The organism is Pedobacter gandavensis, assembly GCF_032677645.1.
In the GTDB taxonomy this organism is placed as follows: domain Bacteria; phylum Bacteroidota; class Bacteroidia; order Sphingobacteriales; family Sphingobacteriaceae; genus Pedobacter; species Pedobacter gandavensis_A.
The window spans coordinates 136,335-162,920 of the sequence record NZ_JAVTSB010000006.1 but is presented as its reverse complement, the minus strand read 5'-3'; the positions used below and the strand labels follow the sequence as shown (position 1 = coordinate 162,920).

The window sequence follows — 26,586 nt, the reverse complement described above, 5'->3', positions numbered from 1 at the left end:
CTAATTGAAAAGAATATGAAATCCAAAATTACAAAAGCCGCAATGGTAGTGACCCTATTGGGTGCATCATCGCAATTATTCGCACAAGATACAAACCCTGATGCAGCAGGACGCTTCGGGAAAAAAGAGTTCCGCACCTGGTCAATAGGTGGTCATGCAGGTATACTAAGCTCAAACACTATTTTCAATGGTAATGATCGTGATTTTAATAGCGCGAGAGAAGCTTTAGGATACGGTGGATACATCAAAAAACAAATCCTTCCTGCTTTAGGTTTACAAGCTGATTTCCTTGCCGGAAAGGTAAAAGGATCAGGCGCCTTAAACCCGGGTCTTACTGGTGGTAAATATTTAGGTAGCAACACTGCTTTTGAAACGCATCTGGAATGGTCGGCAGCTTTAACAGCAGTTTACAACCTGGCTAACATCAGCATCAACAACGAAAATGCAGTCCTGATCCCTTACGTTAAAGCTGGTGCGGGTTACATGTCTTCAGGCGCTAAAGTTACTGATGGTACACTTACAGAACAAAACCACTACAAAGACGGTTATTTCATCCCTGTAGGTGCAGGTTTCAAACTTGGTATCGCTAAAGGTATTAACTTAGACTTCGGTTATGATGTGAACTTCACAAAAACAGCTGAATTTGATGGCTACAATACCGGAACGTTTGATAAATTCTCTTACGGACATGCAGGTATCGAATTTGCATTGGGTAGCAAATCAAAACCACAATTACAAAACTATAGTTCATTAGCAAACTTACGTAACGAAAGTGCAGAAGAAAGTGCAGCATTAAGAAGTGCTTTATCTACTGCTGAACAGAAAATCGAGAGAGATAGAGAAGTTTATGCTAAAGAAATGGGTGATGATGATAAAGATGGTGTAGCGAACAAATTTGACAAATGTCCTGGTACAACATCAGGTGTAGTTGTTGATGGTTCAGGATGTCCATTAGTTGCTCCGGCTACCATTATCAGAGAAAAAGTAATCATCACAGAAGCTGACCGTAAGGTTGTTGCTGAAGCGATTAAAAACTTAGAATTTGATTTAGGAAAAGCGACAATCCGTGAAAAATCTTTCCCTACATTAAACCGTGTTGCAGCGCTATTAGTAGAGAAAAACTTCAGCCTTAAATTAGCTGGTTATACTGATAACACTGGTTCTAATGCCTTAAACATGCGTTTATCGAAAGAAAGAGCAGAAGCAGTAAAAGATTATTTAGTAGCACAAGGTGCAAACCCTGCACGTATTGAAGCGGTAGGTTACGGTCCGGCTCGTCCGATTGCAACTAACAAAACTGCTGCTGGTCGTCAGGCTAACCGTAGAGTTGAATTTAATTTATTCTAGTTTAATCAATTCATAAGTAAGAAGCCGGCAAGTAATTGCCGGTTTTTTTTATGAGCAAAATCCAGTGGTTACGGTGCTTTAAAAAGAATCCGGTTCGCGTTCCGGTATAAACACACCTGATATTTTCATTGTCTGAATAGCCTGATCCAGGGTAAATGTCAGTTTCATACGTTCCATATCGGTACGGTCGATGGCACTACAAACATTATATTCTTCCAGCTGATAGCTTACACTGAAGCTCCCCTTCCCTGTTCCCTCCAATTCCAGACTATCTGCAATGAAATTAACATGACGTACTTTTTCCCTGGCATGATAGCCTTGAATCATCAATGCTAAAGGTTCTTTCTGCATGTCCAGCAATTTAAGCAACGCGGTTTCGGGATTGGCCGCATACAAAGTCCGGAATTCTTCGGGAAGATTGATCGTTAAAGAATGTTGCATAATTATTGATTTATGGACAAAGTTAAGATTTAAACCAGAAAAGGCCTGAGTTTTAACAACCCGGGCCTTTTCTAATCCGCTCCTGCGGAGCAATTACTAAACTATTATGCTGCTTTTTCTTTCGGCACAAAAATGATGGAAGCAATTACTGCCAGGATCAATACTCCACCTACAATCGACAATGATAATGGTGAAGAGATGTGATAGAACGGAGCAATTACCATTTTAACCCCGATAAAGGCTAAGATAATGGCCAATCCGTATTTCAGCAAGCTGAACATGTGAATAAAATTCGCCAACAGGAAATACAGGGCTCTTAAACCCAGGATCGCAAAAATGTTAGACGTATATAAGATTAGTGGATCATCAGGAGCAATGGCGAAAATCGCAGGGATTGAATCTACTGCGAAAAGTAAATCTGTAAACTCAATTACCGCAACAACTACCAATAATGGTGTAGCTACTCTAATTCCGTTTTCAACAGTGAAAAACTTTGCACCATCAAATTCCTTGCTTACTTTGAAGAACTTGTAGATCAAACGTGCACCAGCACTTTTGCTAAAGTCTTTTTCTTCATCATCATCGTCATCTGCCACCCATGATTTGATACCTGCATAGATTAAGAAGATACCAAAGATTAACAGAATCACATTGATTTTCACTACTTCTCCGAATATCGTCATTTCAGGTAGGTAGGTTAAGTTAATCAATCCTACACCAGCAAAAATGAAGATCGCGCGGAACAATAACGCACCGATGATACCCCAGAACAACACTTTATGGTGTAATTCTTTTGGTACTTTAAAGAAACCGAATACCAGAATAAAGACGAAGAGATTATCGACTGATAAAGCCTTCTCAATCCAGTAGGCCGATTGAAATTGTGTGAATTTCTCAAATCCGGAGGTTGCATAAATCACTCCACTAAAAGCCATAGATAAAGTAATCCATACAACAGACCATATTGCAGCTTCTTTGCTGCTTACGGCATGTACCTTCTTATTAAAAACGCCCAAATCCAGCAATAGCATCACGACGACTAGTATTGCAAACCCGATGATTACACCTGGGTGATTAATCAAATTATTATCCATGTTTTAATTATTGTTTTATTTACTGTGTAAAAAATGCTAAAAAAGATCTGTTTTCAGCATTGCTTTTAAAATATTAGCCTGTACATCGAAGTTATTCAAATGTTCCAGGAAATCCAGGTCTGAAATTTTCAGGTAATTCTCTTCGAGCAGATCGATAATCTCTTTTGGGATATAGGTTTTAAGGGCCGCAGCGCTACTTTCCAGCTTATCGTTCTTGTAAGAAAGCTCCTGAATCATCTTTTCCTTTTCCGATAGATTATTGGTCCAGTCCATATCCTTTAAAACCTCCATATCGCAAAACAGGAAGAGATTCCTGTTGGGGAAAAAGAGAAAATAACGGTCAACTTCTACAAACTTATAGACCTCAATGATCATTTGTCCTGATTTTAATCCGCAGAAGAACTCCGTTTTAAAATCATACTTACAAAGGGTGCCCATTAATTTCTTTTCGATAGTTGCATGTATGTTTAGATACACATCTTTCGGATCGTATTGAATCAGTTCACTCAACTGATCAGGAGTAATGTTGTAATAAAAGTCTTTAGCATACCTGGAGCTAAATGAATTGATATTTTTTGAAAAAGGAAAATCGGTACTCAGCTCAGACAACACTTCGAACAACTTCCTTAAGGATAAATTGATCTTTAAGGCCTGTTTCTGCTTGTCCAGCTTGAAATTCCGGTCCGTAAAGACCGAATTACTCATCCGTTCGATCAGCTCCTTATTCAGCTCTATTTCATCATAGATCAGGCTGACATTCTTTTCATTATTTTTCTTGATTTTTCTGAGCAGCTCAATAACACTGGAGGTAAACTGGACATGAAATAGCTCCAGTTTATCAATATCCAACTCTTCATTCTGCTCAAACAACTGATGAATGACCTGGCTACGCAGGTAAATTTTATAAACCGCTTCTTCCTCAAAAAACACAGAGAGCAGCTGTAAACGGCTGATCTCTGTGCGGGATTCTTTTAAAATATAATTACGGCGGTCATCCATCGATTTTTTTAATTAACGCGGGTCACGTTTTTCTTCAATTCAGTTTCCAGAGTTTTCAATTCTCCATCCAACACTCTTCTGCTCTGCTCTCCTTCTTCATGAATTTTCTTCACCTCATTCAAGGTTTCGATCAACGATTGCGTAGTCATTTTCAGCGTATCTAATGATACTACTGTTTTTTCATTTTCTCTGGCCACGTCGATACTATTCTGTTTCAGCATTTCTGCGTTCTTCTGCAGAATGGTGTTGGTGGTATCAGAAATTTTCTTCTGCATCTCTACATTGGCTTTTTGCCTTTGTAAAGCGACTGCAATGGTCAGTTGGTTTTTCCATACCGGAATGGTGGTAGAAACAATCGACTGTGCTTTTTCAGCGATAGAAGTATTGTTATTCTGCACGACTCTGATTTGGGCCAGCGACTGTAACATGATAAAGCGGACAATTTTCATATCAGCTAAACGTCTGTCTAATCTGGTGATGAAATCTCTTAAATCAGCGATTTCATAATCCTGATAATCAGCAGGATTGGCTTCCATTTCCGTCAATTTCTGTTTCAGTTCTTCATATTTCAGTTGACCCGAAATAATCAGTTCTTCCATCTGGTGGATATACGCCACATTGTTATCAAACATCGTTTGCAATGAGCTGTTGTCCTTGATCGAATTTAAGCGCCCAGCCTTAATCTTATTGGTGATTTTGTCAATATTATTGACCACCACATCATATTTTTGAAATAGTTTCTTAACATCAACTACCAGATTCTTTAGGAAAGGGATTTTTGAAATGAAAGATTTAAAACCACTCTGTTCCAGTTCAGAAACATCAATATAATTAAGCTCGCTTAGTAATTCATTAATCAATCCACCAACTTCGCCGCTATTCTGAGTTCTTACAGATGATAAAAAATCATTACTGTATTTCTCCATAGAATTTTGCGCTTCTACCCCATAATTCAGGATAGAATTAACGTCAGAAGGCTGTAATGATTTATTAATCTCACTATATTTTCTCACCTCTTCCGGTGTGATGGTTGTTAAATCTACATTTCCATCTTTATCCAGTTTTACCGGAACCGGAGTCAGGCTTTGGGTATTATTCGGGGTTATTTCCATAATTCAATAAAATGTTCCTTTGCCTTTAGATTCTAAAGATAGCTTTGTGTTACTGTATTTACAGTTTCTTCTAATTTCTTGTCTTTGGTAGGCTCTCCGATTGCGTTGAATTTCCACTCTCCGTTTTTCTTATAGAATACACCTAGCACCATAGATACATGACCAGCAAAACCTGCGCCATTTGCGATATCATAAGTTGCAAATACTTCTCTTACCTGTTTTGGGTTTCCTTCGTAAATACGGATAGATGCGAAAGGAATGGTTCCAAAATCATGACCTCTAAAGCTATTTAATACAAATGCCACATAGTCAACAGATGGGTTAAGCTGGGTAAAATCTAAAGTAATTACCTCATTATCTAAACCATCATCACCACCCATATCGCCGGTTAAATCGTCACCACTGTGTTTTACTGCGCCGTCTTTAGATTTCAAACTACCGAAATAGATCACATCTACCAGTTGTTTTTTCTCATTATACAAGGCACAACTTGCATCCAAATCTACTGCTTCTTTTGTTTTACCAAAACCAAACATGCCTTTTTTCTCAATGGCACCCCAGTTAATTCCTACACAAATATTTTGAAGCTTGCTTCCGTTACTCTTTTCAAGACTGATACGCTGTCCTTTTTGAAGATTAATTGCCATAATTTCTTATTGATATTTATTTAAATAATCCTGTAAACCACCTTTCATTCCCATTCCTACTGCTTCGAATTTCCATTTTCCTTCACGTTTGTAAATTCTACCGAATTCTACCGCAGTTTCAATAGAGAAATCTTCTTCCAGTTCGTATTTTAAAATTACTTCATTTGTAGCGGCATCAAAAATACGTACAAAAGAATTTCTAACCTGACCGAAATTCTGTTTTCTGCCTTCTGCATCATGAATCGTTACCACAACGCAAATCTCATTTACTTTAGGATCTATTTTGGTCAAATCAATCTTGATTTGCTCATCATCGCCATCTCCATCACCTGTTAAGTTGTCACCTGTGTGTTCTACAGAACCATCAGGAGAAACCAGGTTGTTGTAAAATACCAGATTTTGATCCGACACTAATTTCTTTTGATCATCTAACATAAAAATGGAAGCATCTAAATCAAATGCTGTACCTGTAGTAGAACTATTGGTATCCCATCCAAGTCCGATCGTAAATTTAGGAGCATCAATATTCTCCCTTTGTCCTTTTTGCAAGTTAATTGCCATATTTCATCAATTTTAAATTATAATCAATAATTAACAATACTGGTCCCAGCCTCGGTTTCCGCTTTGAAATCTGTACGATTACAAATTTCGTTTAGCAAAATCAGCCGCTTCATCAGTACCTGCAAAATATCAATTTTTCGGGTAATAAACTAGCTTTTTAATGTAAAAATCGTGTTTTTTATCCGCTGATCCCCTCCTATTTGAAGATCGGATGACAATTGCTTTTTGCCTGGGATTTCAGGGTCCTTATTGCTGACTTAGTATTCCCGATTTTGCAGCAAATTCCAGGTTAATACAGTCAATTATCAGGATTTGGCTCTCAAGCCTGGCTCCTTCGCTCCTTACCCGATGTTTCGATCTTGTTCCTTTCATCTTTCCTTCGGGCTGCGTCCGGAATGCGTTCAGATTGTAGTCGTATTTCCCCCATATTTAATTGATCCTTGAATCATGGTTGAAAGGTCATTTAGACCTATCAAGGACCTATCAACCATTAATCAACGACCTATCAGAGATTAAGAAAATCTGAACACAATCCGAACGCATTCCGAGCGTATTCCGGACGCAGCTTTAAGTTTTCCTGAAAGCAAAGTTGAGCTTCCATAAAATCACAAACGGCGCTTTCTATCCGGAAGCCAACCGCAATACTCCCCTCCCTGAAACACAAAAAACTCCTGCATTTTCTTGCAGGAGTTTCTTTCTCAACTTAAAAACCTTTTTAGCTTACCGTATAAGGCTGCTGCTGTAACTGATTTTTCAAATGATTTAGATTTCCTTCATAAGATGGAATCGTATGGTAACTATTGCCCAATGATAAATCATACAAGTTGTTCTTGAATTCCGCAGTTTGTCTATCGATGAAAATGCTGAAATCTTCAAAATCACTATTCAGAATATATTTTACAATCCTCGTGTTTACCGCAAAGTTTCCGCCTTTAATGATCTCATCCAGGTGAAAAATAGATTTCACCAAATGATAGTTTAGCTGATTTTCAATATTCGGATGAATATCTTTATTCACCAATTCCGCAAAATAAAGCATATGAATATCGTTTTTAAGACCATATTCTTTCACCATTTTCAGGATCATCCGCTCATGACTTCCCGTAATTTTGATATCATCCAGAAAAAGCAATGTTTTACCTGCTAAAAAGTCTTTATCGATATGAAAAGAATCATTTCCAATCAGTTTCATTCTTTCTTCCGCACTTAATCCCCCGTAATCCTCTTTATAAGTGATGGTTCGGTGTACTTTAGCTTCCTGAACGACCAATCCACCATGCGCAACCAACCAACGGTTCAATTGAGAAACAAATGCGTTTTTCATTGCAAAAGTTGCTGTAGGAATGAAACAATAAGGACTGGAAATGACTACAATCTGTTCTGTAATCAAGTTCTCTTGCAGATAATATTTGATAAAACCATCAGCCAGATCTTTTCCGAAAGACTTAGATACCAGATCATCACCGAATTTAAAGCGACTGTAATCATCGGCTGAGAAGCCGAAATTAACCTGGTCATTTATTTTGTGCAGGGAGTAGGTATATGGAATCATGAAAGTAAATGTGAAATTAATAAGTCATTTGAATTGATCAGCAGGGTATGGATTCCCATCGCTTTCGCCCCTTTTACATCCGCAATGGGGTTGTCACCTACATGGATGACTTCATGAAGTCCGATTTCCGGGTGTTTAACCGGGTCAATCGTGTTCAGCATCAGTTTAAAAAATTCTGGATTAGGTTTAGACAAACGCAGTTCATCAGAGTATAATTGAAAATCCAATAAGTCCGACAAGTTCAGATTTGACAATACTTTTCTTAAGGTTTTTCCTTTGATAAAGCCGGTATTGCTTAACACATTTACCGTACTCAGTCCGGATGATTTCAGTGCGGTTAACACGGTAAAAGTTTCTGGATTATATAACAAAGGCATGTTATTTAACAACAGGGTCTCCATTTCCAGATACAATGCTTCGGTATCTACCTCCTGAAAATCCGTTGAATAATCATTGATCATACTGATCACCATCAGATACATTTCATCAGCATCAATGTTCTTACCCGTTTTTTCATTGATGGCATTCACCATTAAGTCCACCTGTCTAAAAACTAAAGCGACTTCCTCAATAGTTTTCTTTTTGGAATTAAACCGGGCATGAAAATATTTCGTCCGCTCCGTTTTAAAAGCAGGATTGGACTTGATCAAGGTCAGCCAAAGATCAAATGAATAGTGTTTATAAAAAGGCATCTGTGTGTTTAAATTTCCAGTTTAGAATATATTTAGCGAAGTAATGTTACAAATTCCGCATCGCTTATTTGATTTTATCTAATGGTTTTCGCTGGTTAGCACTGGAGTCTTTATATTTACTGGGGCTCAAACCGGTAACCGATTTAAACTGTGCAGAAAGGTGTGCGCTGCTGCTGTATCCCATTTTATAAGCAATTTCGTTCAGATTTAGCTCTCCATATTCCAGGAGTTCTTTTACCTTTTCGATTTTCTGTTGAATGATATACTTCTCGATCGTAATCCCTTCTACGTCAGAAAACAACCGACTCAGATAGGCATAGTCCTTATCCAGACGCTCTGCAATCATGGTGATCAGGCTTTGATTAATTTCATTCAGATCCGAATAATGAACCAGCTCAATCACCTTATTCTTCACCTGCTCTACCAGCTGATCTTTCCCCTTATCCATCAGTTCAAAACCCAGCAATTGCATCGTTGCCGATATGTCCTGCAATTGAGTGGGATTAGGATCCGGAGCCACCTCTACCTTACCTAAGCTGATGTCTTTTACTTCGAAATGAAGCTGCTCCAATTGCTGACGAACAATCATCACACAACGTTCACAGACCATGTTTTTTACGTATAACATCATAATTCTATCTCTCAGGAGGTTTATGCAAATACAAAAATAAGGAATTTCCTTTCGCCGGACTTACAAAATCCTGCTTAAAACTTATATAATTAAAAACGAAATGCTAAAGATTATGTTTTGATAAAACTGAAGATATGTTGAGGTAAAACGACGAATTCCCGGAGAAAACGACCGATTCCGGCGGATGCCAAAAGTACAATTCCTATATTTGCAAAATCTAATGACAAAACAAAAATACTTCCTCCTGATTGTACTATTAGGCTCCCTAACCGCGTTAGGCCCCTTTTCAATCGACATGTACCTTCCTGGATTTCCGGCCATTGCCAAAGATCTGAATACAACTGTGCTTAAAGTATCGTTATCACTTTCCAGTTATTTTATCGGAATTTCCGCGGGACAACTTCTTTACGGCCCTTTATTAGACCGTTTTGGCAGAAAAAAGCCCTTGTATATCGGATTACTGGTTTATATTATTGCTTCCGCATTTTGTGTGTTTGCTAGTAGTCTGGATGCCCTGATTATTCTGCGTTTCCTACAGGCAATTGGTAGTTGTGCCGCCGCAGTGGCCTCGATTGCCATGGTCAGAGACCTTTTTCCGGTAAAAGAAAATGCTAAAGTTTTCGCCTTACTGATGCTTGTAGTAGGCGTTTCTCCAATGATCGCCCCTACTTTGGGTGGCTATGTAACGGTGGCCTGGGGATGGCACTCTGTATTCATCATTTTGATGGGTTTAGGGGTACTGAATCTGATCGCCAGCTGGCTTTGGCTGCCGGATAGTTATAAACCTGACACCAGCCTTTCTCTGAAACCACTCCCTATTCTCAAAAACTTTCTTTCGGTACTCAAAGAGCCACAATTTTATACCTATGCTTTTACCGGTGCCCTGGCTTTCTCCGGATTGTTCGCTTACATCTCGGGTTCACCACTGGTTTTTATCGATATTTTTCAAGTGTCGGAAGAAGGCTATGGCTGGATTTTCGCTTTACTAGCTACAGGTTTAATCGGCTCCAGCCAGATCAACACCTTTTTATTGAGGAAATACAAAAGCGAACAAGTGATTTTTGCCGCGCTAAGTACCCAGGTAGTGATCGTCTTATTTTTCCTGTTGGGTAGCATCAATAACTGGTTTGGCCTTACAGAAACCGTTCTTTTACTTTTCTTATTCCTATCTTGTCTGGGCTTAACCAACCCGAATACCTCCGCTTTATCGCTTGCACCATTCAGCAAAAATGCGGGTAGTGCATCTGCCTTGATGGGTGCGGTACAAATGGGTCTGGGTGCTTTAGCCTCCTTTGGCGTGAGTATGTTTGAGGTAAAATCGGCGGTTCCTATGGTTGCCATCATGACCGGAACCACCATCATCGCCTTGATGATTCTGGTGATTGGAAGGAGAAATATTATGGTTCAAATCGAGGAAAGTAAAGACGCTTCCGCTTTTATTCATTAATTTTTCAAAAGGTCGTAGGGGTAAAGCCTCATTACGTTGTCTCATTTCAAAATCAGACAAAAATGAGGACTCCCAACTACCACAAAACATTAAAAACAAGCTACCAGGCTCTCGCCCTTAGCGGATTGTTACTTTCAGGAATAAGCGGTTTTGCGCAAAGTGAAACTGCGAACAATAAAAGCCGTTCGGAGACGAATCGTGCTAACCCCGGTGACAGTAGCAGTTTTGCGATGAAACATGTTAACCGCACAATTCAAACGATCGAAAAAGGGCTTGGAAAAACCCATATCGGATTAACTTACCCATTGAGCAGCAATGGAAAACATGCCCCTTTAGACACCAACAATTTCTCTTTTCATTTACTCGCAGGTACCTCTTCCGTTGAAAATGGATTCAGTTTCGCAGGCTTTTCAAATATTATCAGAAATGAAGCAACAGGAACACAAATTGCCCTGTTCTCCAATCACATTGGTAAAAAGGCGACAGGCGTACAATTCGCCGGATTTCTAAATACTTACGGGAAAGGTGATGGCGCTGCCTTTGCCGGATTTGCGAATGTTTCCAAAGGAAATATCAATGGAGTTCAATTTGCAGGTTTCCTCAATATTGCGAAAGACGTCAAAGGTGCACAGTTCGCTGGTTTCTTAAATAAAGCCAATTCAGTTCAGGGTTCACAACTTGCAGGTTTCCTCAATATTGCCGGGAAAAATGTGTCTGCTTCACAGTTAGCCGGCTTTATCAATAAAGCGGAAGATGTAAAAGGTTCCCAATTTGCCGGATTCATCAATATCGCCAAAAAAGTAAAAGGTGTACAAGCAGCCGGTTTTATCAATATTGCCGATAGCAGCGACTACCCTATCGGGATCATCAACCTGGTAAAAAAAGGAGAAAAAAGCATCAGCTTAACCCTGGATGAAACGCAGACTTCCATGCTTTCTTTCCGCTCGGGAGGAAAAGTTACCTATGGTATGATCGGCATCGGATACAACCTCAAAAACAAGAAAGAAGTTTATGCTATGGAAGTCGGTTTAGGTGCCCATTGGTTTCAAAGTTCTTCCTTCCGACTCAACACAGAACTAACAGGAAGTGTATTAGAAAGTTTCAAAACAGGAGAATATTTTAAATCATCGCTCCGCATTTTACCCGCTTTAAGAATCGGAAATCACCTGGAATTATTTGCCGGGCCATCCCTTAATTTCCTAAGCACCAATACCACTGAAGGCAGGAACCTCCACAAGCAATACATACATACCTGGAGTGATCGTGGGCATGACTTCCAGGCTTTGTATTTAGGTTATTCCGGAGGAATCCAGGTAATATTCTAATCTTTTCATTTCCTATCCCCTTTATCTTTTAATCCCATACCTATGGCAACCCTAACTACCGAATGGATCGAATTACTCCCTGTATTTGGGGCAGCAAAAATTGACTTCGCAGACAGTTATCTGATGCAGGAACAGGCTCCTAATCTGATTGCTTACGCGCTACCCGCAGTATTTACACTTGCGCTAATCGAATTTCTCCTGTCGCACTTTGGGGCACATAAAACCTATGAAAAAGAAGAAACGATCGGTTCATTGCTGGTCGGACTAGGGAATTTACTGGTCAATATTCTGATGAAAGTCGTGTTGATTTATGCTGCAATCTGGATTTATAACCTCTTGCCATGGCGTATGGAAATGAACTGGTGGACTTTAATTCCTTGCTTCATCCTCTACGATTTCTGTAGTTACTGGTCGCATCGGACTTCCCATTTTAACCGCTTCTTTTGGGCAACTCATGTAGTCCATCATTCTGCAGAACATTATAACCTGACGGTTGCTTTTCGCCAAAGCTGGCTGCAACATTTCAAAACCGTGTTCTTTATTCCTGTGGCACTAATGGGTTTTCATCCGGTGATCTTTTTAGTCGCCAGTCAGCTGAGTACACTTTATCAATTCTGGGTGCACACCGAAGCAATCGGGAAGTTGCAGCCATTTTTTGAGAAGTATTTCGGAACCCCCTCCAACCATCGTGTACACCATGGCAGTCAGGAGAAATATCTGGATAAGAATTTCGGGGCTACTTTGATGATCTGGGATCATTTATTTGGCACTTTTCAATATGAAGAAGAGCAACCGGTTTATGGGCTCACCACACCGATTGAAAACAAAACGAACCCTTTTTCCCTGAATTTCCAGGAATACCGGGATATGTTGAAAGATGTGAAAGGAAGTGATGGCCTTAGAGAATGTTTATTTTTCATTTTCGCCAGTCCGGGGAAAATATACCGACATAAATTGAATAAGGATCAGCAGGTAACACCGGCTAAAGAAATCCATTCCAAAGCAACGGCCATTGTATTGATGATTATGCTCTTACTGACGCAGGTAGTAGATGCACAGCCCCTACCCGTTCCCAATGGAAAAAATCTATTGTTCTTTCTGCAAAGAACGCCGGACGCGAATACAGTGGTTTATGAGCTTAATTTTAAAGAAGACGGGCAACTAGACCCCAAAGCACCTGTTAAGGGCTCCTGGATCAGATATGAAGAGCAGGGACGATTAAAACCACTAACTACTATAGAACAGAAATTCGCTTATGGTGTAAAATCAAAAGCCCTGGGAAATGAGGTTTATGAAATCCGGCTGGCGGCCTATCAGAAGCTTCCCATGTACCTGATTAAATCAGAAAACGACCAGCAATACCATATCTATATTAAGGATGAGGGACGAAATCATCTATTAAAACGGGTATTTGTAAAAGTTAAAGGAGGTTCCTTCTGGTTTCCAAAAGTCGTTTACATTGATCTGATCACGACTAATTCTGAAACAGGAATTGAAATGCTCAAAAGAATTGACCTTTAAACATTTGGCTTTTATGCCCTGATATAAGTAAAAGAAACTAATATATTTGACTAGAATTAAACCTGTGAATTTAACCGATCCGCTATCCCCCAGCCTGGAACCCTACGACGATGTCGCCTTTGAGCAATTGTTCAAAATGCACTATAAGGCACTTCATGCCTATGCTTTCGTCATGCTGAAAGACCATGATACCGCGGAAGAAATGGTTCAGGGGATGTTCATGAAGTTCTGGGAAAAACGTGAATTATTAGTTATACAGTCCTCGGTAAAAGCATACCTATATAAATGTATTTATCACGATTGCCTGAATTTCCTCAAACATGAAAAGATCAAATTTAAACATCAGGAATATACTCAACATAGCCCTATTTCTCCATCTGAGTCTGCTTCGGCCAGAGTAGAAATGAGCCAATTAAAAAACAATCTGAGCATTGCGATGAATGATTTACCCGAGCAGTGTAGAACCATTTTTCAAATGAGCAGATTTGAAGAACTCAAATACCGGGAAATTGCAGATCAGTTAGGGCTGTCGGTGAAAACGGTAGAAAACCAAATGGGCAAAGCGCTCCGGATTTTACGGTTAAAGCTAGCCGATTTTCTGATCCTGATCGGGATAGGCATAACATACTACAAAGATTTTTTTAATTAACACCATGGCAATGACTGATGAATTATTGATAAAGTTTCTATTGAAAGAAACCAGTGAGGAAGAAACCACTGCTATTGAAAAATGGCTGGCTGCCGACCCTGCGAACCTATCTGCGTTTCTGGAATTGGAAAAAATCTGGGAAAGCAGTCAGTTGCTGGCGCCAAAAAGCCCGGTCAATGAAGAGACAGCCTGGCTCAACTTCAAAGAAAAACTGAGTCAAAAAGAAAAGGCGGAGACCATGCCGGGACATCAGGTATTACAACTCAAAAGAAACTACAACTGGATAAAAGTAGCCGCAGTGTTTATACTGGCCATAGGTGCATGGGTAGCTTATGAGGTACTGACACCTGAAAAATATATGGATCTGGCGGCAAATCAGGAGGTCATCATCCAAAAATTACCAGATGGATCGGAGGTGACTTTAAACAAGAAATCAGCCCTCAGCTACGCGTCGGACTTTAAAACAGACCGCAGCGTACGTTTGGATTCAGGGGAAGTATTCTTTAAGGTGGCTCCGGATAAAAGCCATCCTTTCGTGATCAAAGTAGATCAGATTTCGGTTAAAGTGGTTGGAACTTCCTTCAATGTTAAACATAAGAACCAGCAGACCGAGGTGATCGTAGAGACGGGGATCGTGAAAGTTAGTCTGAAAGGAGAAACGATCAATCTTGTGGCCGGAGAACGGGTACTCATCAACGCTTCTTCCGGAAAACTGCAGAAAGAACAAAATCAGGATCAGCTTTACAGCTATTACAGAACCAGGATTTTCGTCCTTAACAACACCCCTTTACCCAAGTTTACTGAAGTATTAAATCAGGCTTATGACGCGCAGATTAAGTTAGATCCTGCCCTTAAAAACCTGACTTTAACTACCACCCTGAAACTCAGCGAACCTTTAGATTACAACCTGGATATCATTTGTCAGGCTTTAAATTTAACCCATAGCAGTAACGGAAAAGAGATCCTGCTGTCTAACAGAAAATAATGAAGATCAAATTAACGGTAATTTTTCTTTTCTTTTTCAGTATTGCGGAGGCACAATTATCTTCCGCAACAAGCAATACTCATCGGAATCTTTCCAGGCGACTGACTTTTACCGCGAAGCAGGAAACGGTGAGTCAGGTGCTCGACAAGATGAGTAAAGCCGGTGATTTCTATTTTGCCTATAACGGAGCTTTGTTTAATCAGGATAGCCTGGTCAATATGAACCTGAAAAACGTACCCGTAAGGACGATTCTAGATCAGCTTTTCCAGGGTAAAGTGGATTATAAGGAGCGGGAGAATTACATTATTCTGCGTTATGCGGTTAACCACCTCACCATTGAACCCGAGAACATCACTACCGCTGACAATCTTTACCTGATTAGCGGCTATGTGATTGATACGGAAACCGGGCGCAAGGTAAAACAAGCCAGTGTATATGAAAAAAGACTACTTCAATCTACTTTGACAGACGACAATGGCTACTTCAGGTTACGTTTCAAAGGAGAACATAAAGAGGTGATTTTAACCGCCAGCAAGGAAACTTACCGGGATACGGCACTTGTTTTCCTGGCCGATATCACCATCCAACCGGAGTCTTACGATGACCCTGATAAAGAAAACGGGGCTATATTTTCGAATACGATTGAAGAGTTGGGCATTGGCCGGTTTTTCATTTCTTCGGCACAAAGAATTCAGAACCTGAATATCCCTGCCTTTTTTGCGAATACACCTTTCCAGGCTTCACTTACACCAGGTTTAAGTTCTCATGGAATGATGAGTTCCAGCGTTGTCAATAAAGTATCTTTAAATATCTTTGGCGGCTATACTGCCGGAGTGGATGGCTTCGAAATGGCGGGTTTATTTAACCTCAACAAAGGGGATGTAAAAGCATTACAGGTGGCTGGTCTTTTCAATGTGGCAGGCGGTTCTGTAACCGGCTTTCAAATCGCTGGCTTGCACAATGATGTTCGGGGCAACCTAACCGGTTTTCAAGCTGCCGGTGCATTAAACGTGGTCAAAGGCAAGGTAGAAGCTTTTCAAATGGCCGGAATTGCCAATCTGACCAAGGGTGATATGAAGGGTTTTCAGGCAGCGGGTGCGCTCAATGTGAACAGTCGCGAAAAAAACGGCTTCCAGATAGCAGGATTAGGGAATATCAATTCCAGAAACTCCAGAGGGGTCGAAATTGCAGGTGTTGGTAATATCACTTCAAGAACTGCTTCGGGTCTCCAGATTGCCGGTTTATTCAATTATGCGAAGAAGAATACGGGTTTTCAACTGGCCCTTTTAAACTTTTCAGATTCCTCTACAGGAACCAGTCTGGGTTTAATCAATCTGGTGAAAGATGGTTATCATAAGATCAGTATTTCGACCAATGAACTCGTGCAGACAAATGTGGCTTTAAAGACCGGAAACGCAAACCTGTACAATATTTTGTTTGCCGGAAAAACTTACTCGGACACGGCAAAAATAGCGACTTTTGGGCTTGGTTTTGGCCATGATGTCATCTTCAGCAAACACCTTTCCCTCGCTCCTGAACTCAGCGTCCAATACCTCTATCTTGGGAACTGGAAATACTCCAACATCTTAACGAAGTTCCAGCTGAATTTGCAGATACAGTTGTTTAAAGGCTTTACCCTGTTTGGCGGACCGGCTTACTCCTATTATAACAGCGACGCGCCAGCTGCTGCAAGCGCAAAGAATTATAAGCAAGACATTGTGCCCGCTAAACACCATAGTTTTAGCGGAAACAATAAAGGTTGGTATGGATGGAATGCAGGGATTACCCTGTTTTAGGTTAGTAAGTCCAGCAAATCTTTCATTCCTGCAACGGCACCTTTTTGAATCTTAATCACCTGGTGGCTATTTTTTACTTTTGGAATAACCGGATCGATGATGTAGGTGGGACTTTGTGCGGGTACAAAATCAATCAGTCCTGCTGCCGGATAAACCGCCAGTGAGCTACCTACAAGCACGAATACTTCTGCGGTACTACAAATGAAGGCCGCTTCCTCAATCATAGGCACGGGTTCTCCAAACCAAACCACATGCGCACGGAGTTGTGTTCCCAATTCACAAAGATCACCCATTTTGAGTTCCCAACCCTCGATTGGATACGTTAAAAGCGGGTTTTTATCCGATTGCGAACGAGTGATGACGCCATGTAAATGGGTTACCTGAGTAGAGCCCGCTCTTTCATGTAAATTGTCTACATTTTGAGTGATGATATGTACGTCGTAATCTGTTTCCAGTGCGGCAAGTGCTTTATGGGCATCATTAGGTTGGGCCTCCAAGACCTGTTTTCTGCGCTGGTTATAAAAATCCTGCACCATTTCCGGGTTTTTCCGCCATGCTTCCGGCGTCGCCACATCATAGATATTGAATCCTTCCCATAGTCCGTCTGTATCGCGAAAGGTTTTCAATCCGCTTTCGGCACTGATTCCGGCACCGGTAAATACCACTAGTTTCTTTTTCATGGGGAGTTTGGTTGAGCGCTGCTTTGCAGCAAAAAGGAACGCTGCTTTACTGCAAAGCGCTGAATCAAATATAACTATAATAAGGCGTATGAACCAGGAATCCCGATTATTCCACCATAAGGCACACAGCCTTTTCTTGTTAACGAAAAAATCCCGGTATTGTTGAAGAGTTTCCTCCGCAACAATACCAGGATTGTTTATCAGCGCTGCTTAAAAAGCGATGTTTATACTGTTTTAGCTAAACTTAAAGCTGGGTATTTAACTTTCAGGGCTTCAAATGCGCCGAACATTACTGCTCCGTAGGCTACTGTGCCATAAAGGAAGTTCAGTTCGAAAGGAATTGCAGCGATTAAACATTGTCCGTAACCGGCTAATGTAGCTGGATAAATGCTTGGTGCATACATTGGGCCGATGTCGCTAAGAATCCAGTGAAGGAATACACCAATGAAAGTAGAAGCCATAAATGTACCTACATTTACTTTATTCATCATCAGTTTACCAACTGCTACCATGGCAATAATCGCAATATAAGTCCAGTACCAGCCCGCATAGAAGAAGCCGTATCCTGACATTCTTGCAATAAAAATATCGCTTAACACCAATACCAACATAGGAAAAGCAAATGCTTTAACATTGTTATTGAAATATGCGCCGCCAAATAAGGCAATTGCTCCTACAGCAGAGAAATTAGCGAGCTCTTTAAAGTCGCCGGATAAAGGGGCTGCAATACGGATAATGCTTACAAAGATGATAATCATTAACAGGATTATCGAACGCGGGTTGAATTTAGATTCAGACATATTCATTTATATATTATAAAACAAAGTTATATTTTTTCCACGGCATAAAAAAGCCCCTGGCACAAGGTTTAATGGAAGGCAAACGCTGCAGGGAAATAATAACCTTCATAAGGAATGCTTTTGCTCAGTGTTCCGCTTTTTGCATCATAGATATTCAAGGTATTAACTTTGAAATTTTCGCCCCAACCGTCCTGAACAGTGGTGGTTACAATCTGATCGGTCTTTGCATAATAACCAAGGTTCTTTTTATAGAAACTCTGTTTTGCAGCAGTAGTGATGAATGGTTTGTCTAAAGAAGTTTGATCGCCGGAAACATATTTATAGATTTCTTTACCGGCACCGAATCCACCGGTGGTCTTAATCATGAATACTGCGTTCTCTTTGGTAGAAGCAACAATTGGCGAAGAAAACCAGGCACTAAAGGTATTGTAAGTGTTAAACGACAATGCTATCGTTTCTGTTTCTAAAGTTACCGGATCTGATTTATACAGGTTTTTTCCACCTGTAAACCATACTTTACCATCTGGTGTTTGTACAAAGCCCATGGTTACTCCAGGGATTTTCTTTAGAATAGTAAGGTCGGAGGTATTGTAGATGATCGCTCCTTCGGTTCTGGACAGTGCATAGATATATTTGTCTGTTTTCAACAGATCGCCTATATCTCCTGTAGAGCCCGTTAATTTAGTAGGGACGAAGGTCTTCAAGTTCATCGAATAAATCCCGTTGCTGCTACTCAGAAGGCCGTTGTTTTCGTCTATACCGACAAATGCATGCCAGTCAGATCCCTTAACGCCAGGGATTCTGCCTACTTCTTTCATCGTCTTTGCATTTGCAACTACTACCGGTCCACCTATCTTAGCGATTACATATAGGTTTTTGTTGAAAACGGTACCATATTGTACCGTAGAGCTTACGGACTCAAATCCTTTTCCTTCATTTTCTTTTTGGAACACACTATCGCGCAGTGTTCCACTTGTTGCATCATAAAATGATACTGATCCGGTTCCATGACCAAACCATCCTTCATTGATGATAAAAAATCCATTTTCGTATTTTGCGGCAACTTCTATTGGCTCTGCAGGGGCATCTTTCTTACAGGAGAATAGCGCAGCCGATAAAACAGCTGCTACTGCTAGTCCTTTAAAATTGGTAAACTTCATTTAATGGGTTGAATTGGTTGTGAATTGTTACTTGATTAAACTGATGTCGGCTACGCCGGTAACTTCAGTAGATAGTTCTCCCAACCATTCCATACTTGCTTGTATGCCGGTTTGGATTTTAATAAAGTTTATTCCTTTCAAAACCACTTTCTTTCCACTTTCATCTACCGCATTTGCGATGTCAATTTTATCGCCACCAACTGTATTATCGCCATAACCCCATGCGAATGGGCTGCTGGTAACCATAGTTGGAACTGTTGTATTTACATTTGTCGAAGGTAATTTAGATCCTTTCAAGGTGTATTCCGTGATCAATTTTCCGTCTTTATCTTTCATGACCGGGAAATAGGCTTGTCTATGAAAAGTATTCGTCTGGACTACCCCTGTTTTACCATCGCTATCTTTCCATGGTACCGGATCTGCATTAGTTGCCGGCTTAGTGTAGGTAACCGAATAACCGCGTTTATATAAGGGATTATTGAACTCGCTACCCGCAATTTCATACCAGATATCATCTGCTAATCCATTTCCATTGGAATCCTCCATCACCCATACGATACCTGGCTCTGCAAAATCAGGCAGCGCATTTCCGTAGACCATGATATCAGCTTTATCAGCCTGATTGATCACCGTATGATCAAAACCAAGCACAATTGTTCCGCCCCATGCCCCAAGACTTACCGTTCCGGTTTTACCGAGTATCGAATTAGCAGCACCTATATCCCCCAGACTCTCGTTCATAAACTGACCTGGAGCTGGTAGATATTCGATTAATTTAGAAACGTAAACCGTAGGCACAACAGGCTCTGGTGTTGAATCTGAGTCTTTAGAACAAGAAGCCAGGGTGGCGATTCCCACAAAAGCCAGGTAGTACTTAATTTTCATTATATATTGATTTTAGATAGGTTTCAAAAACTTTGGCTATTAATAACCGTATTGGAATACGGCCATTTTAGGGACAACTCCTGTTGCAAAAGAGAATTTCAATACTCCTTCTTTGCTATAGCAAGAAATTGCACCGGCATTGGTATAGTCTTTTCCATCAGCTACATAAAAAGTATTGTCCAATGGATTTAAGGTTACCGAGTAAGCAGAAGTGATTTTGGTAGCAGTACCGTCTGTGATCAGGTCTTTTCCTAAGGCACCAGTAGCGGTGTTGAAATATTTAAGATAAGCAGCGGTATTGAAGCCAATTGCAAATCCTGTTGTTCCCGTGATGTTCAGGAAGGAAAGTCCTAAATCAGAACCTGAACCAATATTAGTATCAGTCAGACTGTTTAATTTGTCGAGTGCCCCTGGAATGTTTGGCCATTGACCAGAAGTCTGCACGAATAAATCACCGGTAGGTGTGGCGAAAATTGCTCTTGGATTAAGGGCAGTAGTGATTTCTTTGCTCTTGGCAAAATCATTCAGGTCTACCACAGATACGGAAGAATTAGTCGCAGATGGAAATAATGGCTGCAAAGAATTGGTCACATAAATCTTGTTATTTACAATGGCCAGTTGCTCTAAAGCACCACCAACAAGTATTCTTTTCTCGATCGCTAAACTCGCAGTATCCAGTTTAGTCAGGTTTCCATCATATCCGGAGATATAGGCTTTGTTTTTATTGAACACAATATTTCTTGGCATAAAACCACCTTTATCATCTGAAAACGCAATGCGTTTCAATGATTTTCCGGTAGCAATGCTGATCACGTCCAGGTAAGAATCTTTTGCACTAGCCGTTGTTCCAGTGATTACGCAATACATTTTACTACCATATTGTTTCAGGTCGTTCGCATTAGCACCCAACGCAGTACCGTTTTGGGTTTTATAATAATCATTGTCTAATTTCTTAGTACCAATATTATAGTAGCTGATGGTACTCGGGCCACCTGCACTAAATGAACCTTCGTTTAACACATAAACGCCAACGGTAGTTTCCTCTAAAGGATCTATCTCCGGTAATTTATCTTTTTTACAGGCGTTGAGTGATAAGAGGCCAGCAGTTGCAAGCAGAAGAAATAATCTGTTTTTGGTCATTGTGGTATTCATGAGATCAATATTGTTTAGTTTTATTTATTGTTTTTAGTTGTATAAATTCTATTTGTATACCATGGCAAAATGGGCTGGAATATCTCCGGTAACCACGGACCATTTCTTTCTTCCTGCCGGATCAAAGCAGTACAATACGCCTGGAGAAACATAATCCCTGGCATCCGTTACGAAAACTTCTTTGGTGTATTTATCAACGGCAATCCCATAAGGAATCTTAATATTTGCATCCGTCCCATCGGTAATAAACTTCTTATCCAGGATTTTCTCGTCTTTTACATTGAGCATCCCGTAACTGAGACTGAATTTCCCGGTATTATTGCTCCATTCTGAACCATAGAAATAAGCGATATCCTCATCAATAACCATATTATTGGCACCGACATCAAAGCGCGCTTTTACCAAATCGGTTTTAGTATCAATCACGAATATTTTAGAATGGATGTCTAAATAATTCCCTCTGGAAGTCACATAAATATCTCCGTATTTATCTGCTTTTACGCGATGTAAATTAATGGCGACCTCGATATTTTTGACTACGGTAAAGGTATTCAAATCAATCACAGAAACTCTGGTATCGTAGTTTAAAGGGGTATATCCTCCGGAATTGGCGACATATAATTTCCCCGAGACTATTGCCATTTCTTCCGGTTGTCTACCAACTTCTATTCTCTTTTCTTCCTTCAAAGAGGCGGTATCGATTTGTACCACTACCCCATTTGGCGCATTTGCCACGCCGACTTGTCCGAGGTAAGCACTTACATACGCCTTCCCATCTTTGAAGGTGATATAACGGGGATTAGTTACATTAATCTGTTGAATTCTTCTACCGGATTTCGCATCCAATACCTCAACTTTGTTGGAAATATTAACGACGATATACAGCTTTGATCCATAAATACCGGCATCATTAGCTACATCTCCGAGCCCGTTGATTTGTGCAGGGTTCAATTGATTGTAAATGTTTCTTCTATATATGCCAGTCGAAAAATCCATAAAGTCCAGGGAAGCTTTATTCATCCCCATATTACCTTCATTGACCAGGTAAAAGCCCTGTAGCTGACGCGATGGATCTGCTGGCAGAACACCGACCTGCTCCTCCGGAATCACTTGTGGATCCTTGCGACAAGCGCCCAAAAACGAGGTCAGCAGGATCAGCAGAAAACAAGCATAGCCTCTTATATTAGTTTTCATTTTATGTACAGGTTTAGTCATCATTTACGCATGGTTTTAATTTCATTTACCCATTGGGTTAATAATCATAGGTTAAACTGAATCGATAAGAACGACCAGGCATGGGGTAGTTCGTAATCACCGCATAGGCCTGATTTAACAGGTTATTTACCTCCGCAGTAAGTCTGATTTTTCTTTTCTGGATTTTCGTATTGTACTGCATGGCCAGATCATGGGTATAAAAAGGTTGCACATAGTTTTTCGGGATATTGGCGCTTTGATCGTAGCGTTCTCCGGTATACATAAAGCTATAATTCAGCGCAAATTTCTTGTAAGAAGCCCCTGCAAGCAAGGTGCCGTTATGCCATGGAATATAAGGGATCTGGTTTTTATAAGTCGTAGATGTTGGATCTGCATCAATAGCCTGCTGGTAGGTATAGCTGAGTCCCAGACTTAAATTAAGTGCTTGTGCCAGTTCCCAGGCGGATTGAATATTGACATCAATTCCTTTGATCTCTACTTTTCCTAAATTTCTCATACTCCACATGGCTTGTGAGGTACCAGGAACTGCTACAATCTTATCTTTTACCTGGTTGAAGTAGGCATCGGCCTGAATAGAGAATTGGGTTAAGGCCCGGTTTTCAAAGCCTTTAATGTAAGTGAAACCGAGGTCATATTGTTTGGTATATTCCGGACGAAGTACGGTAAACTGGTAAAAAGTATAGTAGAGATCGTTGAAGGTTGGCATTCGGAAAATGCTTTTATAAAAGGACCTTATTCTGAACTCCTTTTGGTCAAAAGGCTGCCAGGAGACCATCACTGTTGGTGTAAGCTCATTTTTGCTTCCTGCGGCAGGGCCGGATTTCACTTTATCGCTAACCAGTGTGCTTAGTAAATTTGCCTGAATATCGAACCTGTAGAAATGAAGTTGGGTTGCTAAAACGTTCAGTAAAGTATTTCTTGTTGGGTAAGCGAAGAGATCCAGGTTGGCATCCATATCGTTCCGCTGATAGTCTGTAGACCATACCACATCCCAATATTTATTGATTTTCAATTTATTCGCTAAAGAGAAGTAGAATTCCTGCTGGTGATAGGTGTTATTGAGAAAACCTGTAGTTTTTACATAATCCGGATTCAGGAAACGCAGGTAATCATTTGAATACTTGGCGGAAGCGACGAGGCTATATTTCCCGATGTTTTTTTCATAGGCAGACTGTGCAAAGAAGTTGCGGTTCCACATCCGCTGAGAAAAATGGAATACATTGGCTACAATTGCTCCGGGTAAACCCTGATTGTCTTTATAACCATATAATTTTACGCTCCATTTACTGCTGTCGGCCAGAAAGCCGTTTAAGCCCAGTTCCAGGCGCATTGCTTCTACATCTCCGTCGGTACGGACGGCCGTAGTATCGAACACCCCGTTCGTGATGCGGTATTTATAACGTCCGTTGGCTTTCTTTAATTCTGCACTAACGGTGCTGTAGGTACGTTCGCTCAGTTTGCTCTGCCACAATATGGAGGGATTTAACAGGCCAAAAGACCCTGTTCTGAATGCCGCTTTGATGCGGTTGCTCCTACCATCTTCAAAGTTAGGCTGTCGGGCTTTGAGGTATAAGGAACTTGCCGAAGCGAAACCTTTTGCCGATTGCAAAATACTACTCTTTTGTCCATTGTATAATTCTATCTCTTCTATGTTGTCTAATGAAAACTTCCCAAGGTCTACCTGTCCGTTTTGCGCATTTCCTAATTGTACGCCATCATAAAAAACGGCGGTATGGTTACTCCCCATACTGCGCACATTGATGGTTTTTAATCCGCCGATTCCGCCGTAATCTTTCAGCTGTACGCCAGAAAAATAACGTACTGCATCAGCAACAGAAAGACTATTCAGTTTTTCCAGCTCTGCACCGGAAAGAATTTGTAAGGGCGTGGAAGAAGTTTGACGTCGGCTGAGTTTGATGGTCTTGATCTGTACTTCTTTTAATGCGTTTACCTTTTCCAGTTTTAACGCGTTTGCCTTTTCCAGCGAATCCTGCTTTGCCGACTTCAGCGGATGTGTCTGAGCCTGTAAATTTAAAGGCACAGCTCCCCCGATACCGATAAGGGTTAGAAAAGTAAAAAAACAAGCGTTGATACCTTGAAAGGCAAATTTGTTTCTTCTCATTTTTGTTGTGAGTTATTTACCCACAGCAAACAGTTAGATCATGGAAATGAAATACAGTAAATAAGCACTCACTCCAAGCTTCAATCCCCGAAAGCTATGAAATATTATACTTATGGCAGGTCTTCTGACTTACTCCCGGTGATCCTGCCTTCCCAATCTGTTAAAAAAGTGGCCTTGATTTGAATACCGTTATAGAGCTTACAGCTGCGGGACAGTTACGGATTCACACCGTATTCCCTTTTAATCCCGGTAAATGATCACCGGGAACCAAAAGCGTGGCAAATGTACTTAATTATCCCAAAAGAACAAACTCTGGAAATTAACCTAAAATCTAAAGGGGGATTTCCTGCCCTTCCCTACACCTTTCTCTGCACCTTTCTCGACACCCTTCCCTACACCTTTCTCTGCTCCCTGCTTTACCCCCCGGAAAAGGAGTTTACTGCAAGGTGGCCTAGAAAATTTCGCCCTTTTCCGGGCGAAAGATTTCAGCCACCGAGCAGTAAGCTCCTTTGTATCTCTTCTAATTTTGCCATCTCCTCTTCCCCTAAAACCGGAAACTTCAAATCCATTCCATTTAAATGTTCTTCTAAAATCTGGCTAATCAGCAACCTTGCGTACCATTTTTTATCTGCGGGAATGATATACCATGGCGCCTGTTCCGTAGCGGTTTCGGAGAGTGCAATTTCATAAGCATCCATATAATCCTTCCACTTTTCTCTTTCTGTAATATCCGAGGAGGAGAACTTCCAGTTTTTAACCGGATTTTCTATCCGCTCTAAAAATCTTTCTTTCTGTTCCTCTTTAGAGACATAAAGAAAAAACTTAATCACTTGCGTACCATTATCGGAAATGTGTTTCTCGAAATTCCGGATACTTTCATATCTCCTTTTCCAGAACTTATCATCTATTTTTTTCACCTCATTGTAACCGGGAATTTTCTCCTTGAGAACATATTCGGGATGCACTTTACAGACCAGTACATTCTCATAGTGAGACCTATTGTGAATCCCGATCCGTCCTCTTTCTGGTAAGGCTTTATAATGACGCCATAAGAAGTCGTGGTCATATTCTTCCGAAGTTGGCGTTTTAAAGCTATATACCTGACAGCCCTGCGGGTTTAGCCCTGACATCACATGAGCAATTGCGCTATCTTTTCCGGCGGCATCCATGGCCTGAAATATGATTAAAACAGAATGACTATCGGCAGCATACAGGGTTTCCTGCAATTTATTCAGCGCTTCTTTCGTCAGATCCAGTTCGGCTTTGCCGGCTTCTTTTTCCAGGTCTCCGGTGTAACTGGTATTATAATCTTTTAATGACCATTTCTTACCGGGAACAACCCTTGATTTTTCTATTTCTTTTTTCATTGGCAGATAGGTTTTGTACAGTTTTCTTTACAGGTTTAGAACGCTATAGGGCCTCAGAATGTTTAAAATAAATAATGCTTAAACTCAAAACGCGCCACTATTCGCGAAATTTAAGGTAAAACCTCAATTCTAAACTAATTTAAGCCTTTTTGTAGCGCATGTTTGGGCGTCAAAGTTTTCCCGATCAGTTTAAAGATCAGAGCACCTGTAAAAACATATCTATTTTTTAGCACAAAACTGCGTATTGTATCCTTCAATCTTCTCAGTTCCGTGAAAAATCTGTGTGAATGTTCACAATGTGAATTACAACTTGAACAGGTACTCTTTTTATGGGTTATTATTTATCTAACTTTATTCTAAGAATTCCGGGGAATATCAATTAGTTAAATCATTTAACCTCCAACAA

The 26,586-nt window shown here is 40.5% G+C and carries 24 protein-coding genes and 1 riboswitch; of the genes, 7 read left to right on the top strand and 17 right to left on the bottom strand.

Going from position 1 to position 26,586, the window contains the following annotated elements:
- Positions 1 to 15 precede the first annotated feature (15 nt).
- Positions 16 to 1,347: an OmpA family protein gene (locus tag R2Q66_RS11625; protein WP_316749062.1), complete on the top strand. Its 1,332-nt coding sequence runs from the start codon at positions 16 to 18 to the stop codon at positions 1,345 to 1,347.
- A gap of 78 nt (positions 1,348 to 1,425) precedes the next feature.
- Here the strand turns inward: R2Q66_RS11625 and R2Q66_RS11620 are convergent, their stop codons facing one another.
- The 9 genes from R2Q66_RS11620 to R2Q66_RS11580 all read right to left on the bottom strand — a co-directional run bounded on the left by R2Q66_RS11620 (position 1,426) and on the right by R2Q66_RS11580 (position 9,076).
- Positions 1,426 to 1,788, bottom strand: coding sequence for a hypothetical protein (locus R2Q66_RS11620; RefSeq protein ID WP_316749060.1), 363 nt, complete (start codon positions 1,786 to 1,788; stop codon positions 1,426 to 1,428).
- Between the two features lie 104 nt (positions 1,789 to 1,892).
- Positions 1,893 to 2,882, bottom strand: coding sequence for a TerC/Alx family metal homeostasis membrane protein (locus R2Q66_RS11615; protein ID WP_316749058.1), 990 nt, complete (start codon positions 2,880 to 2,882; stop codon positions 1,893 to 1,895).
- 36 nt (positions 2,883 to 2,918) lie between these two features.
- Positions 2,919 to 3,881, bottom strand: coding sequence for a hypothetical protein (locus R2Q66_RS11610; protein WP_316749056.1), 963 nt, complete (start codon positions 3,879 to 3,881; stop codon positions 2,919 to 2,921).
- 8 nt (positions 3,882 to 3,889) lie between these two features.
- On the bottom strand, positions 3,890 to 4,993 hold the full coding sequence (locus R2Q66_RS11605; protein ID WP_316749054.1) for a toxic anion resistance protein: 1,104 nt from the start codon (positions 4,991 to 4,993) through the stop codon (positions 3,890 to 3,892).
- A gap of 32 nt (positions 4,994 to 5,025) precedes the next feature.
- Entirely contained in the window at positions 5,026 to 5,640 is a 615-nt protein-coding gene (locus R2Q66_RS11600; RefSeq protein ID WP_265839827.1) for a TerD family protein, read from the bottom strand.
- A gap of 6 nt (positions 5,641 to 5,646) precedes the next feature.
- Positions 5,647 to 6,201: a TerD family protein gene (locus R2Q66_RS11595; RefSeq protein WP_316749048.1), complete on the bottom strand. Its 555-nt coding sequence runs from the start codon at positions 6,199 to 6,201 to the stop codon at positions 5,647 to 5,649.
- Between the two features lie 715 nt (positions 6,202 to 6,916).
- Complete coding sequence (locus R2Q66_RS11590; RefSeq protein WP_316749046.1) at positions 6,917 to 7,753, bottom strand: phosphoribosyltransferase family protein; 837 nt, start codon at positions 7,751 to 7,753, stop codon at positions 6,917 to 6,919.
- Positions 7,750 to 8,445, bottom strand: a complete 696-nt coding sequence (locus R2Q66_RS11585; RefSeq protein WP_316749044.1) for an HAD family hydrolase — start codon at positions 8,443 to 8,445, stop codon at positions 7,750 to 7,752. Before R2Q66_RS11585 ends, R2Q66_RS11590 begins: the two co-directional genes overlap by 4 nt.
- A 64-nt stretch (positions 8,446 to 8,509) precedes the next feature.
- Positions 8,510 to 9,076 carry a helix-turn-helix transcriptional regulator gene (locus R2Q66_RS11580; RefSeq protein WP_316749042.1) on the bottom strand — a complete coding sequence of 189 codons (567 nt, stop codon included), beginning with the start codon at positions 9,074 to 9,076 and terminating at the stop codon, positions 8,510 to 8,512.
- Positions 9,077 to 9,296: 220 nt separating this feature from the next.
- Here R2Q66_RS11580 and R2Q66_RS11575 point away from each other — a divergent pair, with 220 nt between their 5' ends.
- From R2Q66_RS11575 to R2Q66_RS11550, 6 genes are all read left to right on the top strand, one after another.
- Entirely contained in the window at positions 9,297 to 10,523 is a 1,227-nt protein-coding gene (locus tag R2Q66_RS11575; protein WP_316749040.1) for a multidrug effflux MFS transporter, read from the top strand.
- 62 nt (positions 10,524 to 10,585) lie between these two features.
- Entirely contained in the window at positions 10,586 to 11,848 is a 1,263-nt protein-coding gene (locus R2Q66_RS11570) for a hypothetical protein (RefSeq protein WP_316749038.1), read from the top strand.
- 42 nt (positions 11,849 to 11,890) lie between these two features.
- Positions 11,891 to 13,369, top strand: coding sequence for a DUF4833 domain-containing protein (locus R2Q66_RS11565; protein WP_316749036.1), 1,479 nt, complete (start codon positions 11,891 to 11,893; stop codon positions 13,367 to 13,369).
- A 46-nt stretch (positions 13,370 to 13,415) separates the two neighbouring features.
- Entirely contained in the window at positions 13,416 to 14,018 is a 603-nt protein-coding gene (locus R2Q66_RS11560) for an RNA polymerase sigma-70 factor (protein ID WP_316749034.1), read from the top strand.
- A gap of 10 nt (positions 14,019 to 14,028) precedes the next feature.
- On the top strand, positions 14,029 to 15,003 hold the full coding sequence (locus tag R2Q66_RS11555) for a FecR family protein (protein ID WP_316749032.1): 975 nt from the start codon (positions 14,029 to 14,031) through the stop codon (positions 15,001 to 15,003).
- Positions 15,003 to 16,799 carry an STN and carboxypeptidase regulatory-like domain-containing protein gene (locus R2Q66_RS11550; protein WP_316749030.1) on the top strand — a complete coding sequence of 599 codons (1,797 nt, stop codon included), beginning with the start codon at positions 15,003 to 15,005 and terminating at the stop codon, positions 16,797 to 16,799. Before R2Q66_RS11555 ends, R2Q66_RS11550 begins: the two co-directional genes overlap by 1 nt.
- Here R2Q66_RS11550 and R2Q66_RS11545 read toward each other — a convergent pair.
- The 8 genes from R2Q66_RS11545 to R2Q66_RS11510 all read right to left on the bottom strand — a co-directional run bounded on the left by R2Q66_RS11545 (position 16,796) and on the right by R2Q66_RS11510 (position 26,180).
- On the bottom strand, positions 16,796 to 17,479 hold the full coding sequence (locus R2Q66_RS11545) for a Sir2 family NAD-dependent protein deacetylase (RefSeq protein ID WP_316749028.1): 684 nt from the start codon (positions 17,477 to 17,479) through the stop codon (positions 16,796 to 16,798). The genes R2Q66_RS11550 and R2Q66_RS11545 overlap by 4 nt on opposite strands.
- Before the next feature lie 224 nt (positions 17,480 to 17,703).
- Positions 17,704 to 18,279 (bottom strand): DUF6580 family putative transport protein, encoded by a 576-nt coding sequence (locus R2Q66_RS11540; RefSeq protein WP_316749026.1) that lies wholly within the window; start codon positions 18,277 to 18,279, stop codon positions 17,704 to 17,706.
- 68 nt (positions 18,280 to 18,347) lie between these two features.
- Positions 18,348 to 19,439 (bottom strand): DUF5074 domain-containing protein, encoded by a 1,092-nt coding sequence (locus R2Q66_RS11535; protein ID WP_316749024.1) that lies wholly within the window; start codon positions 19,437 to 19,439, stop codon positions 18,348 to 18,350.
- 27 nt (positions 19,440 to 19,466) lie between these two features.
- On the bottom strand, positions 19,467 to 20,324 hold the full coding sequence (locus R2Q66_RS11530; RefSeq protein WP_316749021.1) for a cell surface protein: 858 nt from the start codon (positions 20,322 to 20,324) through the stop codon (positions 19,467 to 19,469).
- Positions 20,325 to 20,363: 39 nt separating this feature from the next.
- Positions 20,364 to 21,476 (bottom strand): YncE family protein, encoded by a 1,113-nt coding sequence (locus tag R2Q66_RS11525; RefSeq protein ID WP_316749019.1) that lies wholly within the window; start codon positions 21,474 to 21,476, stop codon positions 20,364 to 20,366.
- Positions 21,477 to 21,524: 48 nt separating this feature from the next.
- The gene (locus tag R2Q66_RS11520; protein WP_316749016.1) at positions 21,525 to 22,670 is read right to left on the bottom strand and encodes a YncE family protein; all 1,146 of its coding nucleotides are present in this window, start codon (positions 22,668 to 22,670) and stop codon (positions 21,525 to 21,527) included.
- Positions 22,671 to 22,728: 58 nt separating this feature from the next.
- Complete coding sequence (locus R2Q66_RS11515) at positions 22,729 to 24,813, bottom strand: TonB-dependent receptor (RefSeq protein ID WP_316749014.1); 2,085 nt, start codon at positions 24,811 to 24,813, stop codon at positions 22,729 to 22,731.
- Between the two features lie 96 nt (positions 24,814 to 24,909).
- A riboswitch (cobalamin riboswitch) is annotated at positions 24,910 to 25,100 on the bottom strand.
- A 198-nt stretch (positions 25,101 to 25,298) separates the two neighbouring features.
- Positions 25,299 to 26,180 carry a polyphosphate kinase 2 family protein gene (locus R2Q66_RS11510; RefSeq protein WP_316749012.1) on the bottom strand — a complete coding sequence of 294 codons (882 nt, stop codon included), beginning with the start codon at positions 26,178 to 26,180 and terminating at the stop codon, positions 25,299 to 25,301.
- Positions 26,181 to 26,586: the final 406 nt, after the last annotated feature.

Bases quoted from the DNA above. Each gene is read 5' to 3' on its own strand.
- R2Q66_RS11625 (WP_316749062.1), top strand. From the start codon at position 16: ATGAAATCCAAAATTACAAAAGCCGCAATGGTAGTGACCCTATTGGGT.
- R2Q66_RS11620 (WP_316749060.1), bottom strand. From the start codon at position 1,788: ATGCAACATTCTTTAACGATCAATCTTCCCGAAGAATTCCGGACTTTG.
- R2Q66_RS11615 (WP_316749058.1), bottom strand. From the start codon at position 2,882: ATGGATAATAATTTGATTAATCACCCAGGTGTAATCATCGGGTTTGCA.
- R2Q66_RS11610 (WP_316749056.1), bottom strand. From the start codon at position 3,881: ATGGATGACCGCCGTAATTATATTTTAAAAGAATCCCGCACAGAGATC.
- R2Q66_RS11605 (WP_316749054.1), bottom strand. From the start codon at position 4,993: ATGGAAATAACCCCGAATAATACCCAAAGCCTGACTCCGGTTCCGGTA.
- R2Q66_RS11600 (WP_265839827.1), bottom strand. From the start codon at position 5,640: ATGGCAATTAATCTTCAAAAAGGACAGCGTATCAGTCTTGAAAAGAGT.
- R2Q66_RS11595 (WP_316749048.1), bottom strand. From the start codon at position 6,201: ATGGCAATTAACTTGCAAAAAGGACAAAGGGAGAATATTGATGCTCCT.
- R2Q66_RS11590 (WP_316749046.1), bottom strand. From the start codon at position 7,753: ATGATTCCATATACCTACTCCCTGCACAAAATAAATGACCAGGTTAAT.
- R2Q66_RS11585 (WP_316749044.1), bottom strand. From the start codon at position 8,445: ATGCCTTTTTATAAACACTATTCATTTGATCTTTGGCTGACCTTGATC.
- R2Q66_RS11580 (WP_316749042.1), bottom strand. From the start codon at position 9,076: ATGATGTTATACGTAAAAAACATGGTCTGTGAACGTTGTGTGATGATT.
- R2Q66_RS11575 (WP_316749040.1), top strand. From the start codon at position 9,297: ATGACAAAACAAAAATACTTCCTCCTGATTGTACTATTAGGCTCCCTA.
- R2Q66_RS11570 (WP_316749038.1), top strand. From the start codon at position 10,586: ATGAGGACTCCCAACTACCACAAAACATTAAAAACAAGCTACCAGGCT.
- R2Q66_RS11565 (WP_316749036.1), top strand. From the start codon at position 11,891: ATGGCAACCCTAACTACCGAATGGATCGAATTACTCCCTGTATTTGGG.
- R2Q66_RS11555 (WP_316749032.1), top strand. From the start codon at position 14,029: ATGACTGATGAATTATTGATAAAGTTTCTATTGAAAGAAACCAGTGAG.
- R2Q66_RS11550 (WP_316749030.1), top strand. From the start codon at position 15,003: ATGAAGATCAAATTAACGGTAATTTTTCTTTTCTTTTTCAGTATTGCG.
- R2Q66_RS11545 (WP_316749028.1), bottom strand. From the start codon at position 17,479: ATGAAAAAGAAACTAGTGGTATTTACCGGTGCCGGAATCAGTGCCGAA.
- R2Q66_RS11540 (WP_316749026.1), bottom strand. From the start codon at position 18,279: ATGTCTGAATCTAAATTCAACCCGCGTTCGATAATCCTGTTAATGATT.
- R2Q66_RS11535 (WP_316749024.1), bottom strand. From the start codon at position 19,439: ATGAAGTTTACCAATTTTAAAGGACTAGCAGTAGCAGCTGTTTTATCG.
- R2Q66_RS11530 (WP_316749021.1), bottom strand. From the start codon at position 20,324: ATGAAAATTAAGTACTACCTGGCTTTTGTGGGAATCGCCACCCTGGCT.
- R2Q66_RS11525 (WP_316749019.1), bottom strand. From the start codon at position 21,476: ATGAATACCACAATGACCAAAAACAGATTATTTCTTCTGCTTGCAACT.
- R2Q66_RS11520 (WP_316749016.1), bottom strand. From the start codon at position 22,670: ATGAAAACTAATATAAGAGGCTATGCTTGTTTTCTGCTGATCCTGCTG.
- R2Q66_RS11515 (WP_316749014.1), bottom strand. From the start codon at position 24,813: ATGAGAAGAAACAAATTTGCCTTTCAAGGTATCAACGCTTGTTTTTTT.
- R2Q66_RS11510 (WP_316749012.1), bottom strand. From the start codon at position 26,180: ATGAAAAAAGAAATAGAAAAATCAAGGGTTGTTCCCGGTAAGAAATGG.